Origin of the sequence: Rossellomorea sp. DA94, from assembly GCF_029834455.1 — a bacterium.
Classification (GTDB): Bacteria; Bacillota; Bacilli; order Bacillales; family Bacillaceae_B; genus Rossellomorea; species Rossellomorea vietnamensis.
This window is the reverse complement of the sequence record NZ_CP122397.1, coordinates 3,860,264-3,877,867: the sequence shown is the minus strand read 5'-3', so window position 1 is coordinate 3,877,867 and position 17,604 is coordinate 3,860,264. Positions and strand designations below refer to the sequence as shown.

At 38.2% G+C, this 17,604-nt stretch carries 18 protein-coding genes and 1 pseudogene; 12 read left to right on the top strand and 7 right to left on the bottom strand.

The genetic code is table 11. The features are described 5' to 3' along the window. Positions 1–193: 193 nt before the first annotated feature. Together P8596_RS20215 and hxlR are read left to right on the top strand one after the other, a co-directional pair. Positions 194–301: pseudogene (locus P8596_RS20215) on the top strand (hypothetical protein); the annotation flags it as partial. Between the two features lie 114 nt (positions 302–415). After that, positions 416–766 carry a transcriptional activator HxlR gene (gene hxlR, locus P8596_RS20210; RefSeq protein WP_224522021.1) on the top strand — a complete coding sequence of 117 codons (351 nt, stop codon included), beginning with the start codon at positions 416–418 and terminating at the stop codon, positions 764–766. A gap of 243 nt (positions 767–1,009) precedes the next feature. Here the strand turns inward: hxlR and P8596_RS20205 are convergent, their stop codons facing one another. Beyond that, complete coding sequence (locus tag P8596_RS20205) at positions 1,010–2,272, bottom strand: benzoate/H(+) symporter BenE family transporter (protein ID WP_279724835.1); 1,263 nt, start codon at positions 2,270–2,272, stop codon at positions 1,010–1,012. 123 nt (positions 2,273–2,395) lie between these two features. Between P8596_RS20205 and P8596_RS20200 the strand changes: the two genes are divergently transcribed. Together P8596_RS20200 and P8596_RS20195 are read left to right on the top strand one after the other, a co-directional pair. Further along, entirely contained in the window at positions 2,396–3,265 is an 870-nt protein-coding gene (locus tag P8596_RS20200) for a LysR family transcriptional regulator (protein WP_224522023.1), read from the top strand. Between the two features lie 188 nt (positions 3,266–3,453). After that, on the top strand, positions 3,454–3,882 hold the full coding sequence (locus tag P8596_RS20195) for an ASCH domain-containing protein (protein WP_279724833.1): 429 nt from the start codon (positions 3,454–3,456) through the stop codon (positions 3,880–3,882). A gap of 250 nt (positions 3,883–4,132) precedes the next feature. Here P8596_RS20195 and P8596_RS20190 read toward each other — a convergent pair whose 3' ends face one another. Then, positions 4,133–5,161, bottom strand: coding sequence for a zinc-binding alcohol dehydrogenase family protein (locus tag P8596_RS20190; RefSeq protein WP_224522025.1), 1,029 nt, complete (start codon positions 5,159–5,161; stop codon positions 4,133–4,135). A gap of 308 nt (positions 5,162–5,469) precedes the next feature. Here P8596_RS20190 and P8596_RS23930 point away from each other — a divergent pair, with 308 nt between their 5' ends. From P8596_RS23930 to P8596_RS20155, 8 genes are all read left to right on the top strand, one after another. Further along, positions 5,470–5,595: a putative quinol monooxygenase gene (locus P8596_RS23930; RefSeq protein ID WP_224522316.1), complete on the top strand. Its 126-nt coding sequence runs from the start codon at positions 5,470–5,472 to the stop codon at positions 5,593–5,595. A gap of 326 nt (positions 5,596–5,921) precedes the next feature. Next, positions 5,922–6,269 (top strand): ArsR/SmtB family transcription factor, encoded by a 348-nt coding sequence (locus P8596_RS20185; RefSeq protein ID WP_279727038.1) that lies wholly within the window; start codon positions 5,922–5,924, stop codon positions 6,267–6,269. A 59-nt stretch (positions 6,270–6,328) separates the two neighbouring features. Beyond that, positions 6,329–6,496 carry a hypothetical protein gene (locus tag P8596_RS20180; protein ID WP_279724832.1) on the top strand — a complete coding sequence of 56 codons (168 nt, stop codon included), beginning with the start codon at positions 6,329–6,331 and terminating at the stop codon, positions 6,494–6,496. A gap of 331 nt (positions 6,497–6,827) precedes the next feature. Beyond that, on the top strand, positions 6,828–7,850 hold the full coding sequence (locus P8596_RS20175) for an LLM class flavin-dependent oxidoreductase (RefSeq protein WP_224522027.1): 1,023 nt from the start codon (positions 6,828–6,830) through the stop codon (positions 7,848–7,850). A 143-nt stretch (positions 7,851–7,993) separates the two neighbouring features. Beyond that, positions 7,994–8,293: an iron-sulfur cluster assembly accessory protein gene (locus tag P8596_RS20170; protein ID WP_224522028.1), complete on the top strand. Its 300-nt coding sequence runs from the start codon at positions 7,994–7,996 to the stop codon at positions 8,291–8,293. 146 nt (positions 8,294–8,439) lie between these two features. Then, positions 8,440–8,952, top strand: coding sequence for a cysteine protease YraA (locus tag P8596_RS20165; RefSeq protein WP_224522318.1), 513 nt, complete (start codon positions 8,440–8,442; stop codon positions 8,950–8,952). 85 nt (positions 8,953–9,037) lie between these two features. Further along, positions 9,038–9,754: an SDR family oxidoreductase gene (locus P8596_RS20160; protein ID WP_279724830.1), complete on the top strand. Its 717-nt coding sequence runs from the start codon at positions 9,038–9,040 to the stop codon at positions 9,752–9,754. A 174-nt stretch (positions 9,755–9,928) separates the two neighbouring features. Continuing rightward, the gene (locus P8596_RS20155) at positions 9,929–10,828 is read left to right on the top strand and encodes an aldo/keto reductase (RefSeq protein WP_224522030.1); all 900 of its coding nucleotides are present in this window, start codon (positions 9,929–9,931) and stop codon (positions 10,826–10,828) included. Positions 10,829–11,098: 270 nt separating this feature from the next. Here P8596_RS20155 and P8596_RS20150 read toward each other — a convergent pair whose 3' ends face one another. From P8596_RS20150 to P8596_RS20130, 5 genes are all read right to left on the bottom strand, one after another. Further along, the gene (locus tag P8596_RS20150; RefSeq protein ID WP_279724827.1) at positions 11,099–12,196 is read right to left on the bottom strand and encodes an L-dopachrome tautomerase-related protein; all 1,098 of its coding nucleotides are present in this window, start codon (positions 12,194–12,196) and stop codon (positions 11,099–11,101) included. Between the two features lie 139 nt (positions 12,197–12,335). Further along, on the bottom strand, positions 12,336–13,439 hold the full coding sequence (locus tag P8596_RS20145; protein WP_279724825.1) for a GerAB/ArcD/ProY family transporter: 1,104 nt from the start codon (positions 13,437–13,439) through the stop codon (positions 12,336–12,338). A gap of 27 nt (positions 13,440–13,466) precedes the next feature. Further along, positions 13,467–14,543, bottom strand: a complete 1,077-nt coding sequence (locus P8596_RS20140; RefSeq protein WP_224522033.1) for a Ger(x)C family spore germination protein — start codon at positions 14,541–14,543, stop codon at positions 13,467–13,469. 17 nt (positions 14,544–14,560) lie between these two features. Then, positions 14,561–16,105, bottom strand: coding sequence for a spore germination protein (locus tag P8596_RS20135; protein WP_279724823.1), 1,545 nt, complete (start codon positions 16,103–16,105; stop codon positions 14,561–14,563). Between the two features lie 180 nt (positions 16,106–16,285). After that, the gene (locus tag P8596_RS20130) at positions 16,286–17,293 is read right to left on the bottom strand and encodes a DUF3231 family protein (RefSeq protein ID WP_279724821.1); all 1,008 of its coding nucleotides are present in this window, start codon (positions 17,291–17,293) and stop codon (positions 16,286–16,288) included. Positions 17,294–17,604: the final 311 nt, after the last annotated feature.

The window sequence follows — 17,604 nt, the reverse complement described above, 5'->3', positions numbered from 1 at the left end:
AATAAGGAATATCATGTTCTCTCACTGAACAATTGCAAGTATACATCGTATGATTCAACATTAAAAGTACGCACTTTTATTTTACATAGTGTCGAAAAGTATACTATAAGGGAATCGTATATTTAGTCTTACTATTAACCTTAAAAGAAACAATGTACTGCGCTATTCGGTATGGTCTATTTTCTGTATTAGTTGGAAACGTCTAATTATCGAAAAACCGTTTGGACATGACTTGAAATCAGTTCAAGAATTAAACGGTAAACTAAGTAAAGCTTTTGATGAAGAAGAAATTTTTCGCATAGCTTATGTTCACTGCTAATACATTATGTATGGAAGGATATTACAAGTTTAGACTTTTATTTAATATAGTGAAAAAAGTATACTATGGGCTATAATAAATGGGAGGTGATGATAAATGTCGCGAATGCAGGAAAAGATGTTTAATTGTGAAAAGGAATTAACTCTTTCCGTTATCGGTGGTAAATGGAAGATGCTTATACTATGGCATCTAGGGAAAGAGGGAACGAAGCGGTTTGGTGAATTGAAAGCTCTTATGCCAGGGATCACGCAGAGAATGCTAGTTAATCAATTGCGAGAACTGGAAGAAGACTTGATTGTAAAACGCGAAGTCTATCCCGTGGTTCCTCCAAAAGTAGAATACTCCCTTACTGAACAAGGGAGAAGTTTGATGCCGATTCTCGATGCTATGTATAATTGGGGAAAAGATTATATGGAAACTGCCGGGTTGGATCCTTTAGTAAAATAAGAGTCGATTAGGTGAATTTTAACTAGTGATTTAAGGTTGCCTCCAGCCAAGGGGGTCAACCTCTTTTCATGATAATTTAATAATTATTTTTTGTTCTTTTTTTGATAATGATACTCAATGGGGTTGAGTATGAGATGAAGATTTTATTCTATACAAAGAAATAAAGGGACACCTAGACCGCACTATGTCTAGGTGTCCCTTTATTGTGTCCTAAAGATGTATCCGAGGTCTATAAAATTGCTGTTAAGAAATTTTTTCCTTTAAAAGAGCTTCACTCAAGTTAGTTTCATTGTTTTGGTCACTTGATTCGGATTTATAAAAATCTTGTTTATCCAAGAATACGGTGGCCAAGGTACCCCCAATCAGACCCCAGAATGGCGCTCCGATATGGAAAATAGAGATCCCAGAGATTGTGATTATAAAGGAAAAGAGGGCGCCTGATTTGAATCGACCAGAGAAACTCATTTTCAAAGAGTCAACCAGTACACTAATCATGGCGACTCCACCTAGTAATTGAATTAATGAGGCAGGAATGACATGTGGAATTTGCGAAGCCATTGGAGAAAATAGAGCTAATAGACAGGATAATACTCCTAATACAATGGCACCGACATACCTATGTTCAAGTTTGCCTGATTCCTTATTAACAAGTAAGCCCGTCATGGGACCTGCAATACAGGCTGGGTGGCCCCCAAAAAAAGCATTTATAATGGTACCGATTCCGCTCCAATTGGTCATGGCATTGATCGGTGGACGATAGCCATGGGTCTCTAACATAGCAATCCCTTGGGCATTTTGAATGGCAATAACCGTTAAGGTTAATGGAATGACAAGTTCCCCTATAACGGAAAAACTAAATGTTGGAATGATAAAATGGGGAATGCCCATTGTTATATGGAGAGGCTGTACAGAAACGTTCGGCAAAAATTTAAGACAAAGAATTGATGCAATGATCGCCCCTAATATAGGTGGGAACTTTTTTGAAAATCGTAAGAAAAATGAAAGAGCAAGAAAGACAAGTAACGGGATACCGTTGAGTAACGGATTTTTTACAACCGAGCGGATCATCTCAGTTCCGAAAGGGAGTAAGACACCTGACACCATCCCCATCATAACCGGGATAGGCAAAACCTTCATCAATTTTGTAACAAGGCCAGATATTCCTAAAAGAAAAATAAGGATCCCGGTTATAATATAGGCACCAACCACTTGGTTGAAAGAATAATGGGTTAAGCTTGAGCCGACAAGAATGGCTCCAGGTATTGAAAAGGCATAGCCTATGGGCTGCCCATAATATAAGGAGACGATGAGCGTTAGGAGTCCCCCCATTCCATAAATGGCGAAAATCCATGAGCTGGTTATGCTTCCCGGCAAATGACCTTTTTCAGCAGCTTGCAAAACAATTAATAATGGTCCCGCTGAACCAAAAAGCCAGGCCACAAATCCATTTGATATATTCCCAACCGATAAAAGCTTTGGAAATTGTATGATATTTTTCTTGAACAACAAAGTCACACTCCTTAAAACATATGAATTACACTACATCTTAGTGTATACTCAATTTATCAATACTTAAAATATCTGTTTTATCTTTTTACTATATCTTTTTGGTATGATGGAGGTTTCATCTTGGATATTCGACAGTTAAAATACTTTGTCACTATAGCAGAAGAAGGTAAGATCACCACCGCTGCAAAGAAATTAAATATTGCTCAACCCCCTTTGAGCAGACAACTCAAACAAATGGAAGAAGAGCTTGGCGTCGTTTTATTTGATCGAGATAACAAAAGTCTTAATTTAACCTTGGAGGGGGAAAGATTACTACTTCGAGCAAAAGAACTTTTAAATAAACTTGATGAAACAATGGTTGAAGTTCAAGAATTGAGGAAAGGCGCCAGTGGGATTTTATCTGTTGGATCCAATCTTTATTGTGCATCTTTAATTCTTTCTAAGGTGGTAGATATTCGGGAGAAGAATCCTGGTCTTACTTTCAAAGTATGGGAAGGTGAAACGATTCATCTCATAAAAATGTTATCTAAACGCCAGATTGAGATTGCAATAACAAATAGTCCAATAACAGAAAAAAGTATCTCTCAAATGCCATTGGAAAGTGATCCATATGTGCTTGTGTTACCTGAAAAATGGACGTGGAGTGGATTAGAACAATGCAGGTTAGAGGAAATTATCGATTTGCCATTGATTCTTCTGCGGCCAAACTATGGTTTAGGTGCGTATGGGCAAATAGTCAATGAATTTCAACAGTTAGATTTAGAACCAAATATACTGTGCGAATGTCAGGATTTAATAATGTTACTTGGTCTCGTTTCATCGGGGTTTGGTGCGACGATCTTACCGCTCTCGTTACTATCCCTCCATTCATTGGGAGGATTGAGAGTCATTCAGCTAAAGGAACAGACCTTAATATCTGAACCTAAAGTAATTTGGAGGAAGAATAGTTACTTATCAAAAGCAGCAAAAGAATTTTTAAAACTTTTTTAGACACCAAAATTATTTACTTAAACGTAAAAGAGTTCAACGATGAAAAATGGAAAATAAAACAAGTAAATCTTTGTGTTTATGAAATATAATTCTGGTTTCTGAATTCCAATTAAACCTTTTTGCTAATAATATTCTTCTCTATGGACACGATAAGAGAAACGAAACTTTATAGATTGGTGGCCGTGAGAATGAAGGTATTATCTATGATTCAGCCTTGGGCAAGTCTTTTTGTCCTACGAGAGAATGAATTTGAAACAAGGTCATGGAAAACAAACTATCGCGGACCGCTTGCCATTCATACAAGTAAAAAAATAGATAAGGATGTCTGCAGGCATGTGGCGATCCTTTCGCTGCTCGGTAAGCATGGATATACAGAAGAGACACTTCCGACCGGAATGATCATTGCTGTAGGCAGGCTTGAAAATTGTCTGGAAATAACTGAAAAAAACCAGACCTCAGCAGTCCTGGAAAATGGACAAATCGTATCAGGAAATGATTATTTTTTAGGAGACTTTAATGTGGGAGGATATGCGTGGGAGGTTCAAGACATAAAGATCTTGAATGAACGTATCCCAGCAAAAGGCCAGCTTGGATTATGGGAAACTGATTTATTATGAAAGGCGATGGAGGTAAGCAGGGTTTCACTTGTACATAGGAATTACAGATTAATTTTTATACTGAGGTGACTTTATTTCATCCTTTTGTATCTATCATAGGTTCCCAAACCATGAACATCTTAAAACACCACTTCTCTTTTAAAGAAAGTTTCTTTGTGTAATTAAAGCCGGCTGATCCGCAGCCGGCTTTATATTTATATCAAATTGCAATTATCGGATCACCAATTTATCGCTCTCTGTAAACAGGTTTTTAAACAAAACCTTCCAGGGCAATTTTACCAATCGCCCTGTTACTCTCCAAAAATTTGTGGGCTTGACGGAGATTTTCTGCTGAGATCGGTCCAAGGACTTCGGCCAGTGTTGTCTTTAATTTTTGATGGTCCACAGCATCAGCAATACGATTAAGCAATAGATGCTGCTCAATCATATCGTCTGTTTCGTAAACAGGGCGAGTAAACATAAACTCCCACACGAAGGTGACGCTTTTTTGCTTAAGCAATTTGAGGTCCAGCGGAGAGGCTGGATCATCAATAGCGCACACAACTCCTTGCGGAGAAATAGCTTCGCTAATACCGGCCCAGTGTTTTTCCAAAGCATTCAGGCAAAAAATGTACGGAACGTTTGTAAATCCAATTGCTTGAAGTTGTGGAAGGAGCGGGTCATGGTGATTAATGGTATAGTCCGCGCCCATTGATTTAACCCAGCTAACAGTTTCCGATCGGGAAGCAGTCCCGATTACAGTAAGCCCCGCTTGTTTTGCAAGCTGAGTGGCAATGGAACCTACACCCCCGGCTGCACCAATGATCAGCATAGCCTTTCCTTGGTTAAGGCCCGGATCTTGGGAAATAGCCATTCGGGTAAATAACGCTTCCCAAGCTGTAATGGAGGTTAGGGGAAGAGCTGCGGCTTCCACAAAACTTAAGGAAACAGGTTTGCGCCCAACGATTCGTTCATCGACCAGATGGTATTCACTGTTTCCGCCTTGTCGTGCAATACTGCCAGCATAAAAAACTTCATCTCCCGGACGAAACAATGAACAGTCCGGTCCTGTCTCTTCGACGACTCCTGCTACATCCCAACCTAGAATCTTAGGAACTTCCTCAACTTTTTCCTTAGGAGCCCGTACCTTTGTATCAACAGGATTGACCGATATGGCCGCAACTTTGACCAAAATGTCACGACCCGTTGCTTTTGGTTTTTCTACAACTACGTCCACCAGGCTTTGGGGATTTTCAATTGGAAGGTAACGAGTTAATCCTACCGCCTTCATAGTATTCATGATGAACCACATCCTTTCCTTATCAGTATACCCGTTATTAGTAATAGCTTAAAATAATTAGTATTAGCCCTAAAGTTTCTAAGCGTCAGTGAAATTTATCAAAAATGATTAAAAGGATTAAAAATGTCTTGGTTTAGTCGAGTTGCACCATTCGAACATTTTAATTTTTAATGGTGGGTAGGAAAAAGCACCTTCCTTTCAGTTAAGTGAAGGTGCTTCTTTTCTAATAGGTTTTGTAAAGAAACATTGTAAATATTAGCTTATGCTTATTTGTTTAATTCCGAAATATCTTTTTCTTTTTATGACTTCTGCTATCCGAGGTCCAAGCGGCATCAAAGGAAGAGGCAGGTTGTATAAAGTATGACTTATACCAATCTGAAGACCAAACTTTCGTTTTATATGAAGTATGGAAGGATGAGGAAGTGCTGGAATAACATATTCAGTCGGCTCATTATCAGGAATACAGAAACAATATTGCATACCTTGTATCAAATAGAGAAGTCTATAAGCTGAAAATAATGGAATTAGTTCAAAGATAGAGTGGGGGAACAGTCGAATAAACCTGTCATTTGCAGGGTTTTTAATGGTCTTTTTTAAGATGGGAGTTTTTTCGCCGTATCTCCTTCGAAGCAGATCATTTGATTTGGAAGGACCAGATGGTTAATGTATTAATATCGGGAATTACCGATTTGGCATGATGCTTTCAGATCATCTATCCAGCTTCCATTGGGATAGTGATAATCGATATAGAAAGAGGCAGATGACATTGAAGCAGGAATTGGAACGCTTAAATGATGAACAAGCCGTTGAAATTTTTAAGGCATTGTCGAACCAGACGAGGGTGAGCATTCTTCAAATGTTAAAAGATCCCGACAGTCATTTTTCACCGCATGCCCATATTATTGCTGATGAAGGATTTGAAGGCGGGGTTTGCGTAGGGGATATCCGAAGCAAGGCGGGGATTTCTCAATCCACTACTTCACAGTATTTATCGATTCTGTTGCAAAGCGGACTTGTTGAAATAAAGCGAATCGGACAATGGACGTATTATCGCCGTAATGAGGAGACGATTAATAAGTTAGAAAAATACATTGGTACAAAAATTTAAGAGGATTAAAGTAAGTTTATTACAGCTCGAGTATATAACAGGTGTACCAAAAGAATAAAATGAGTAGGCGTCATCGATGGAACGGATATGAGATCCCCAAGCATTTTTCTTCGATTCCGACTATGGTGACAGGGTTTAGCAATCAATCGATTGAATGGATCGCCCAAAATGGGGACGGCTGGATCCATTACCCGAGGATTATCCTACAACAAACTCAATTGATTTAAGACTATCGCGAGTTGTGGGAAATTCACACCCCAAGAGTGATCCAGCCTTTCACTCAGACTTTATATATCGATTTATCGGAAAATACCGATGTACTTCCTATTCCGATTCCTTTAGGATTTCGTGTAGGGCCCAAACAGTTATTAGAAATTTTATATCAATTTCAATCCATAGGTGTCAATCACCTGGCATTTGTATTGTATTTTTCAAAGCGCCCTCCCGAGGAAGTCATACAGGAGCTTGGAGAGTTTGTGCAGCCTTACTTTCAGACTCATGAAATTCCAGTATGAGATTAGTTTTTAATCAAATTTGATAAGGGAAGAAGATGAACTTATGTCTAAACATGCAATTCAACTAAACGAAATTCCATTCTCGGTGCTGGATCTTTCACCGATAACAGCCGGAAGTACTCCTGCTGATTCTTTCCGCCATACATTGGAACTCGCACAGCATGCTGAAAAACTTGGCTACAACCGTATTTGGCTCGCTGAACACCACAATATGCCGTTTATCGCCAGTTCCGCGACTTCTGTGGTGATGTCCCATGTGGCAGCCGGTACATCACAAATCCGGATTGGTTCAGGAGGAATCATGCTGCCGAATCACGCTCCGCTCGTCATCGCTGAGCAGTTTGGCACTCTTGAATCCCTATATCCTGGGCGAATTGACCTTGGTCTGGGGCGGGCACCCGGTACAGATCAAGGGACTGCTCGTGCATTGAGACGCGACTTGAGAAGTACTGGAGATGACTTTCCTGAGCAATTAGCGGAACTCCGCGGTTACTTTGATCCATCCTTGGCCCAAGGGAACTCAATAAAAGCGATTCCAGGTGAAGGTTTGAATATTCCAATCTGGCTGCTGGGTTCAAGCGGCTTCAGTGCGCAGCTGGCCGGAGAACTGGGTTTGCCATTCGCGTTTGCCTCCCATTTCTCGCCACTTAACACTCTGGGTGCTCTACAGATCTATCGCAAGGCGTTTAAGCCTTCGAATGTTCTCGAGAAGCCGTATGCGATGGTGGCATTGAATATCATTGCAGCAGAAACGGATAAAGAGGCAAAACACCTTTTCACAACCCTGCAGCAGCAATTTTTGAATCTGATGAGCGGCAACCTTACAAAGCTTCAACCACCGGTAGATAACATATCCGAAGTGGCCAGCGGCTACCAATTAAAGGCTCTCGAGCAGCAATTAGGCACATCGATTGTTGGCAGCCAGCAGACGGTAAAGGACAAGCTGCATACATTTTTGAATGAGAGCCAGGCTGATGAAATCATGGCCATTGCCCAAGTTTACGACCACAAAGCTCGCCTGCATTCATACGAGCTTCTGGCAGAAATTATAAAAAGCGAAAGGTAAAAAGGAGGACATCAGCAAGGAAACCTCTTTGATGATTGTTCTAAGGCATTGAATATGGATAAAACCGTGATATCAGGTTATAAGGTTGTTTACAGGATTCCTTAATTAAAAAGATAAAAGTTATCAGAATAGGAGAAAATGATATGAACTGCAAAATTAACCGAAACGCTGCTAAAGTGCTGAAACAAATGTTAGAAGGTGAAGAGGCTGAAGGGAAAATGGTTCGTGTCTACGTTACACTAGAGCATGGGGACCATGCCCATTATGATATAAAGCTTGATACTCCTACAGAACACGATGAAATTGTGAAAACAGACAAAGATATTGATGTTTTACTTGATAAAAGGGAACCGTTTTTAGATGGGGTCTGGATCAAGTATTTCTATGTGCCGCAAGCAGGATTTGAAATCACGAATTCTTCCAAAGGGCATCACCATCATTAAACACGTCACAGAGCGATACTAAATGTTTTTATACCCTCATATATCTAGCAGTAACAAATACTAATCACGGTAGATTACTTGTTTTTATTGTGTTAAATGAGAATAATACCAACTATGCTTTTACAAATTTAAGGGGGCTTATCATGATGAGCAAAAAAATCGCTACACTAATTACAGACTTATTTGAAGATGTAGAATTCACAGAACCAGCACAAGCATTTAAAGATGCTGGTCATCAAGTGATCACAATCGACATACAGGCTGGAAAAGATATTACTGGTAAAAAAGGTGAAACAGTAAAAATAGATAAAGGAATCGGGGAAGTTAATCCTCAAGACTTTGATGCTTTACTTATCCCTGGCGGCTTCTCTCCTGATTTATTACGTGAAGATGACCGTTTTGGTGAATTCGCAAAAGCATTTATACAAGAAGGCAAACCTGTTTTTGCCATTTGCCATGGTCCACAAGTATTAATTGATACAGACCTATTAAAAGGCATCGACATAACAGGTTTCAAATCAATAAGGAACGATCTCAAAAATGCAGGTGCTAACTACAAAGATGAAGAAGTTGTAGTAAGCAATAATATTGTTACAAGCCGTGTTCCGGATGACATTCCTGCCTTTAATCGTGAATCCTTAAAATTATTAGCTGAATAATAGGTACTGAATAGTATCGTTTTAGAAATAAATTTCACAATGAATGATCAATACAAAAAAGGTTTTAAGAAGGAAGGGTTTTACTATGTCATTAAATGGTAAACGAGTAGTTGTTTTAGGAGGTACTTCTGGTATTGGTTTAGCAACTGCTAAAGCGTTTCTAGATCAGTCTGCTCAAGTGATCATTGCCAGCCGTTCTGTTTCCAAATTAAATGAAGCAAAACAAGTTCTTCGTGGCAGTGTAGAAGCAATTGAAATCGATTTTCGAAGCGAAGAAAAAGCAGCAGAATTTTTCAGTGAGGTTGGAAAATTTGACCACCTTGTGGTAACAGCAGGTGAAGGCGCGATGGGGCACTTTAGCGAACTGCCTGTGGCAAGTGCTAAAGAGGCGTTTGATAGTAAGTTCTGGGGGCAGTATATTACTGTCCGTTCAGCACTTCCATATTTAAGCAATGAGAGCTCAATCACCTTAACCTCTGGTGTATATGGCGTTCGTCCTCCTCAAGGCGCTACTACGTTAGCGGCAATCAATTCAGCCATTGAAGGATTGGTTCGAGGGCTTTCCGTAGACCTAGCCCCTATTAGGGTAAACGTGGTTTCACCTGGAATTGTAGACACTCCAATCTATGCTGGAATGTCAGATGATCAGAGGCAAGCACTGTTCAGCGGCATTGCACAACAGCTCCCTGTTGGACGGATTGCAAAGCCGGAAGACATAGCTGAAACCTATGTATATCTTGCTAAAAATGGTTTTACTACTGGGACGGCTGTTCTTATTGATGGTGGAGCTCACTTAGTATAATGCCTAAATGGATGTTGAACCGAAGCTTACCGCACTACCAAGCAGCAGTTCTAACTAAAATAGAAATAAGGTAAGAATAGAGTGATTTACCAGTGGCAATACTGCAAAAGAGTATTGCCACCTTTTTTGTTCAATCAGTACATAAAAAGATACAAAAGGAAGTGTTGATTTTTAATGAGTGTACAGGACGAAAATAAATTAACAAAAATAAAAAATTCCCTTGAAAGTCGTGTAGTTACATTGCCTGATGGAACTTCTCTACCAAGGATAGGACAAGGAACTTGGTACATGGGAGAAAAACCTCAAATGAGAGAAAGGGAAATCAAAGCTTTACAACTCGGAATAGAATTAGGCATGAAACTAATAGATACGGCCGAAATGTATGGTGATGGCGATTCTGAACGCTTAGTAGGTGAAGCAATTAAAGGACGTAGAGATGACGTCTTTTTAGTATCAAAGGTGTATCCTCATCATGCAGGATTAGATATGATTGCCAAAGCGTGTGAAAACAGTCTAAAAAGGCTGGGAACCGATCATCTTGATTTGTACCTTCTACACTGGCGAGGACGTGTGCCATTAGCAGAAACCATTGAAGGAATGGAAAAGCTACGCAAGGAAGGAAAAATAGTGAGGTGGGGAGTCTCCAATTTTGATACCGATGATATGAAAGAGTTATGGAACACCACTAACGGAAAAAATTGTATGACTAATCAAGTGTTATATCATCTTGGTTCAAGGGGTATAGATTATAATCTCTTACCATGGCAGCGAGATCATCACATGCCTATTATGGCATATAGCCCGCTAGCTCAAGGAGGTTCATTAAGAAGACAATTGTTAACGGATCCAACCATTAAAGAGATTGCAGAAAAACACGCTGTACAACCCTTACAAATCGCTCTCGCTTGGACAATCCGTTCTAACGATTGTCTAGCTATTCCAAAAGCTGTTCAAGAAGAACATGTACTAGCAAATGCGAAAGCTACTATCATTGAATTAACAAAAGAGGATTTAAATAGACTTGATGAGGTATTTCCGCAGCCAACTAGAAAAATGCCTTTGGATATTATATAGAAATTTAGAGGATAGACAAAGAGAGAGGGGATTGAATGTGTATGTTAACAGATGTATTGGAAGATTCATTCCAGCTAAAAGTGGAAATTTACCTAATCTATAGAAAATTTTAGGAACAGTTTAACATTGACCAATAAAACTGTTCCTAACAACCATTTTTTGTGAAATAGTCGGAAATATATGAGTTATAAGATTGAAGGTAGACTCGTCAGCAAATTCCCGGATAAAAACCGATTAAACCTCACCTGATGTAATGTATAAATTATTCAACTACGAAAAGGTAGAAGCAGGGAATTCATCAATTTTCATACGAAGTAAACTATAAGGTTTCTGTCGAAGGTCTTTTCCATAATGAAACCTTGCCTGCCGATGTAATTGGTTCACAATGACATATAAGTATTGATCCGGCCCAATTGAAAAAGTATCCGGCCATAAAATTCTCGGATCGTGAGCGATGGTTTCCATTAGGCCATTCGGCAATATCCTTCGAATACTGTTGTTTTCATAGTCTCCGGCATAAATGATACCCTTTGCACCAGTGATCATTCCATCAGACGCACCTTTTTCTCCCCAGTACTCGACCCGATAAGGTAAATCGGTATCCGGTATCGTGCGGTCTCTTAGAGCTTCTGTTGAGATTGAATACAAATGTCGGCTGGAAAGTGGACAATAAAATAAAACCTTTCCATCGGGAGAAATCGCTATACCATCAGACGCCAATCTGAATGGAGATGTTGAACCATCTTTGTTTCGGTTCATCAAAATTTCTCCTTCTACTTTCGGTAAAAAATAAGGGTCGGGTGAAGTTGAATTTGCTCCATTTAACCGTCTGAACGCATTTCCACTTTCTAAATCTACAACGATAATAGCCCCTGGTCCTTTGGAAGATGAATCCGTTATATAGGCATAACCTGCTTTTCCAACTCGAAAATCAAATCGGACATCATTCAGATAAGTTGTTGGCAGGACAACATCTTCGGTAAAGGTATATACTTTTCTTATTGTATTGGTCTTTAAATCCACAGCGACTAATTTTGCCCCTCCTATATTTGGTACAGAAAAATTCGGTGCCGCTGTATCTAATACCCAAAGTGTTCCCCTTCCATCCGCAACTACACTTTGGACACTGATGAAAGACATTGCGATATTACCTTGACTACCCAAATTGGCTTCTAAACTGGGATAAGGCTGCAAAGTATCCCCAACAATTTCCCCCACTGTGAATTTAACGTCATCTCCCCATTTCGGAAAGCAAATGAAAATACGACCGGTTTCTGATACACTAACGCCTGTGGGCATAGCCCCATAAAATGCATAGACTAGTTCTAACTTACCGAAATATTTTTCCATAGGTAACATAGGTTTCAAGATCTCCTCCTTAAAAATTTCGCACGGGGATATCACCTATATATGATATAAATTTTTTTTAGTTCCTGGTTCTTAATTGGATAAAAGCGGATTGCAAAAATGGACTCAAAGCATTCCCGAATGATGGACGTGAGCCCTTTTATGACTTATCAAGATTTTTCGTCATTTTATGTTTCACTTGAATAACCAGGAAGAGAAAAGGGATATAAACATATAAAAGAGAGAAACCAATCTTTGAACAAATATCCTGTATTCGTTCTATTTGTATAACGTCCTCTAAACGATTGGCAAAAAGGAAAAACAAGAGCAGAAAAATGAACAGGATTGTCCGTTGTTTGATATTTATCAACTTTTTAACCCCGCGGCAGGCTGCCCATAATTTAACACTGATATTAGGCAAAACCAAAAGAAACCAAAAAGAAACCGTAATATATTCGAACCTTTCAATGACAGGAATCTCTGCTATTTTCATCAGTGTGAGGGAAGGCCATATGGTATGTTTAAGATGTGCCTCACTAAAGTACAAAAATGTTAGGATTGTAACATAAAGATAGAGTATTATTGTAAACAGAAGTCCAAAATGAGCCCATTTTTGTGATTTTTCAGGATTCTTTAGAAAAGGATAAAACATGAATAAGGTTTCAACACCAAGAAATTGAAAAACCATCATTTTGGACGACCCTACTATTTCCGCTAAAGAATGATTAAAAATCGGTAGTAAATGATTAATTTCCGCAAATTCCAAGGCAAATGAACTAATAGGGGTCAAAATCATAAAAGGGATAATGGTTCCCCAGAAACATATTCCGGTAATGACACGAAATCCACCTGAAACAATATAGTATAGCAAGATTAGAAATATGAAGCTGATCTGCCATGTCTTCATTAGTGGAAACATCCAAACTTGTACCACTTCAATATAGACACGGAAAACAATCAGAGCTAATACAAAAAAGTAAAGGATGAAACAAATATTAAATAATCCTCCAATCCACCTCCCAAAGCAATATTGGTTGATATACATGACATCATCATTTGCAATTTTAAGTATCCGGTACATCATCCAAAGTAATAAATGAATGCTTAATCCGGTAAGGATTACCGATAACCACGCATCGTAACCAGCATCCTTGGCTATTTCTCTTTGAAAGTTCATAATCCCAATACCTACAATATTAGAATAGATCAGAAAGAAAGCGAAATAAGGAGACACTAAAAAACGTTCATCGATGACAGTTTTCACTTTTGCCCTCCTTAGGAATTGAATATCTTATTCTTCTACACCTGTTTGGATGATTTTTACATTTGTATTGACAGTGGTCTTAAGACCAGGATATGTACTCAAATAACGTTCATAATTCCATCTTCTCGACGAAGCCCTCATCATATCTCCAATTCCGATGGGATCTGTTTCGTACTCTTTAAACAGCGAAATTAACTGTTGGATCTCTTTATTAAAATGTTTCTCCAACATCTTCTCCGTTTTTTCGATGTCTTTATTTTTGGTCAAATGAATCCACTCAGGAACCCTTTTGATCTGAGCTTTCACTGTTAAATCAATTGATATGTTAGGGTTATGATCTATTTGATTTATGGTATAGTTCACATTCGATTCCAATTTTCTCAAATTAATATAACCTTCACTATCTTCTTCTTTAATTTTGGCTTCATATTGCCCATCTTTTGTTCCATCCTTCAACATTTTTAAAAGAAAGGACTGCTTTAAATTAATATGATTGATATACTTACTTTTTTTGAATATAGCTAGTCCATCAATCTTGATTTTGCCATCCTCAATAATGAAATAAGGTAAAACTGGATCCTTCCCTTCACTATAAAAATCTGTTAAAAATACATGCAGATTCATCTTTGGCAAACTTCCATGCATAATATTTTGATTAATCTTATCGTATAAGTGAGAGGGAACTTTTTCGTTTACACTTAATTGAAGGACGTTTTCTGCCGTTGTTTCGGTGATTCCAAGCTGCATTCTGTTCCCCACGATCGGATCCCTGACCATAAACTGAATAACAGGATCAATTCCTTGTTCAGCGAAATCCTTGCTGAATAATACTGTACGCAATTGTCCTGCATCGATGGGATGCGCTGATTTGGTACTCAAATTTTCTAGAATATAATCAAAAGTATCAGCTTCTGTGTCCAGAGTATGCAATACTGTTTTCCCCTGTTCTTCATAAGTAGGATAAATGACAGTTCCTTTCACCCGATCATCATGAATATCGTATCCAAGCACTTGAATAATTTGAACACGATCAATAATTCTTTGATTGGAACAGCTTGTTAGGAAAACAGTTATACTAACCAAAAAAAGAAAAAATCGTTGCATTTACTTCACCTCGACTACTATTCATCAAAATCGTTTTTCTTTTTTTTCTCGGTATGCGGTTGATATCTCAGAAGTGATTTTGGACGTAAATAGCTTGGTCTTTTATTTGTTTTACTGAAAGGTAAACGGACAAAGGAATCCCCATAATCTTTAGGCCTGAATGGATATAGGGGGACTGTATAAGGTACGCCTAATGATTCTAACCGGGTAAGGTGTACGAGTATAAAACTGATTCCGATAACAATACCCAGCATGCCCCATCCAAAAGCCAATAATATTAAAGGAAAACGCAAAAACCGAATCGTATTCGACATTTTATAAATAGGAGTCGTAAAGGAAGCTAATGCTGCTAATGCAACTATAATAAGAAGTACATTGCTGGTAAGAGCTGCCTCAACGGATGCTTGACCGATAACAATACCGCCAACAATACCCAGTGTTTGCCCTACCTTGGTTGGCAGGCGGGCTCCCGCCTCTCGCAGAAGTTCAATTGTAAGTTCCAAAAATAGCACTTCCAATACTGGAGGAAATGGTATGTTATGACGGGAAAAGCCAAGGGTACTTAGCAAAATTCTGGGTATCATTTCATAATGAAAGGTTAATATGGCTACGTAAGTAGGAGTAGCAAAAATGGAGAAAAAAACACTCAAAACACGTATTAAGCGAAAAAAAGAACCAACAAGCCAAGGCAAATAATAATCCTCAGGAGATGCAAAAAAATCAAGCAATGTTGAGGGTCCTGTAATGGCATAAGATGAACCATGATTAAATACCACCACTTGCCCTTTTATCAAAGCGAATGCAGCCCTGTCTATGCGTTCGGTGGATAAAAAGAGTGGAAATGGTGTTGAAGAATCATCTTCTATTATTTGATGAAGTTGAGATGAATCAAACACCACATCAAAATTAATGTCTTGTAAACGTTGAGTCATTGTTTGAATATATTGATCATTGGTCACTCCATCAATATAGGCGATGACTACTTTGGTATGTGAGAAAGAACCAATATGAATTTCCTTAAAAATTAAATTAGGAGTGTTTATATTCTGTCTTAGCAAGTTAATATTGGTTACTATATTTTCAACAAACCCAACTCTTGGACCGATCACACTGTATTCATTTTCAACGTTGTTTTCCTCGCGCATACCAGCTTTTGTATCAGCTAAATTAATTAAGGCACATTTTTGATCTTTTTCTCTAATCTGCAGAACAACATATCCTTTAAGGATTTTAGTTTCAAGCTCGTTCATGTCTTCTGTAATAACTATATCTTCAATTGGAATGATTTTTTTTATATCATCAATATCCTTTAGTTTTTCAGGATGAAAATGAGAATCCCTGAAGACACACAGAACTTTCTCTTCCATTCGGAGATGATCGACTAGAGTATCGTAATAGGAAAGGATTAAATATCCCTTGATATCGGTTATCGGCAGTTGATGAAAATCATGAGACTCCTTCGTTTTAGCAAACAAATCTTCAATACTTGAATAGCTGCTGGTTTGAGAATTTTTTGCTTGTGCTTTCTTTTTATTTCTGGCGGACCGTTTTTTGAAGAACATGCAATTCACCTCAAACCTTGAATTCATTTATAACTATGTTTAGTATGATGAACTTTACCTGCGATTATTCTATTGTCAAACTAATAATCAATAAGAGTTCAATCAATCGGTAACAATACTGACTTTCAAAGAAAAAAGGATAAACTAGTTGTTTATCCTCATTAATTTCCCGCACATTTATCATTTTTTTTCCAAGCCTTCGTGGTCCGTAGCAGTCGGAGGCTGTTCCATCCATCCTTTTTCTATTAAAAGATTTATTCCATCTTCGGCAATTAAAGTTATTTCTGTACTCATTCGTACGTAATCTGCAGACAAGTCTCTTCTTTGGCTCATTGATAAAGCTTCACTATAGTATCCCAAGGCAGCAGAAAGCAGTGTTACTATATGGAAGAGCATAAGCTTATCAGAAAATGGTGGGACTGTTGAATCTGTTACTTCTGATTCAAAGCTCTTTGAAACGTGTAAATTCTCCTCTTTCAACATAGAGCAAAGAATATCAAAGTGTTTTATACAAATCTTCCGGGCACGTTCCATATATTCTCGCAACTCTTTAGACTGACAAACTTGACTGAAACCTAACTCCAGAACCATTTTCACCATTGTCTTCTGCATATTGAGATGTACACCCGTGATTTCGATTGCATTTATTGGTCTGCGTTTCCCGAACCAACCAGTTAAATAGGTTTGCTTCTTTTCAAAATCTATCTTTTGTTGATTGTTTAAAGTAGGAGGTTTGTTAATAATCCCCATTTGCAATGAAACATTCGTTGCCCTATCATACAGATCCAATGTTTGTGAGGTACATTGAATGAAGTATTTTCTGATGTCCTCTCGAATACTGACACTAGTCGCCCCAGAATATCTTATTAATCCGTGAATCGACATAATATGTAAATAAACAACCTTAAATGTATCGGTAAATAAACTTGGAGCATCTATTGTAACGTCTTGATCTACAAACCCTATTGGAATAGGAAGGCCTTCTTGTTTTAAGAGTTGCTTAACTTTTTCTAAATGGGTTTCGGATAATTCCAAGGCAAATTGAATTAAACTACTAATATCTTCGTCCTTAACATCATTTAAAAAATAGCGGAGAACACAATGTGATAAACTGTCATTAATATATTGTGACCAAATAGATGCATATTCAGCCGCATTAATCTTAGTTTGGTGATTAATCGGTTCCATTTCAAGTACCCCTCCTAATCTTTATATATAAAGGTTTACCCTTAACAATATTTTTATTCGTGAACTTACTCGTAAGCCCGTATTCAAACAACACATATATAAGAGCAGTACCCCCCGGGATGATCAACGTTTCAATTTAGAGAGGTGCTATACATATGCCACAACAAAAATAAAATATTGTAAAATCCCATAGAAGTTCTGTAGAGGTTATGAAAAATGTCTATATTGCGTCTTACAATGGAGATGAATCAAATTCTAACGAAGATGTTCAGCGAATAATGGTATTCAGTAAATTTTTTTTTCGTATGCTA

What these genes read in the sequence shown, in the direction of transcription:
- hxlR (WP_224522021.1), top strand. Translation starts at nt 416, where the DNA reads ATGTCGCGAATGCAGGAAAAGATGTTTAATTGTGAAAAGGAATTAACT.
- P8596_RS20195 (WP_279724833.1), top strand. Translation starts at nt 3,454, where the DNA reads ATGAAGGTATTATCTATGATTCAGCCTTGGGCAAGTCTTTTTGTCCTA.
- P8596_RS20190 (WP_224522025.1), bottom strand. Translation starts at nt 5,161, where the DNA reads ATGAATACTATGAAGGCGGTAGGATTAACTCGTTACCTTCCAATTGAA.
- P8596_RS20185 (WP_279727038.1), top strand. Translation starts at nt 5,922, where the DNA reads ATGACATTGAAGCAGGAATTGGAACGCTTAAATGATGAACAAGCCGTT.
- P8596_RS20180 (WP_279724832.1), top strand. Translation starts at nt 6,329, where the DNA reads ATGAGTAGGCGTCATCGATGGAACGGATATGAGATCCCCAAGCATTTT.
- P8596_RS20175 (WP_224522027.1), top strand. Translation starts at nt 6,828, where the DNA reads ATGTCTAAACATGCAATTCAACTAAACGAAATTCCATTCTCGGTGCTG.
- P8596_RS20170 (WP_224522028.1), top strand. Translation starts at nt 7,994, where the DNA reads ATGAACTGCAAAATTAACCGAAACGCTGCTAAAGTGCTGAAACAAATG.
- P8596_RS20165 (WP_224522318.1), top strand. Translation starts at nt 8,440, where the DNA reads ATGAGCAAAAAAATCGCTACACTAATTACAGACTTATTTGAAGATGTA.
- P8596_RS20160 (WP_279724830.1), top strand. Translation starts at nt 9,038, where the DNA reads ATGTCATTAAATGGTAAACGAGTAGTTGTTTTAGGAGGTACTTCTGGT.
- P8596_RS20155 (WP_224522030.1), top strand. Translation starts at nt 9,929, where the DNA reads ATGAGTGTACAGGACGAAAATAAATTAACAAAAATAAAAAATTCCCTT.
- P8596_RS20140 (WP_224522033.1), bottom strand. Translation starts at nt 14,543, where the DNA reads ATGCAACGATTTTTTCTTTTTTTGGTTAGTATAACTGTTTTCCTAACA.
- P8596_RS20135 (WP_279724823.1), bottom strand. Translation starts at nt 16,105, where the DNA reads ATGTTCTTCAAAAAACGGTCCGCCAGAAATAAAAAGAAAGCACAAGCA.
- P8596_RS20130 (WP_279724821.1), bottom strand. Translation starts at nt 17,293, where the DNA reads ATGGAACCGATTAATCACCAAACTAAGATTAATGCGGCTGAATATGCA.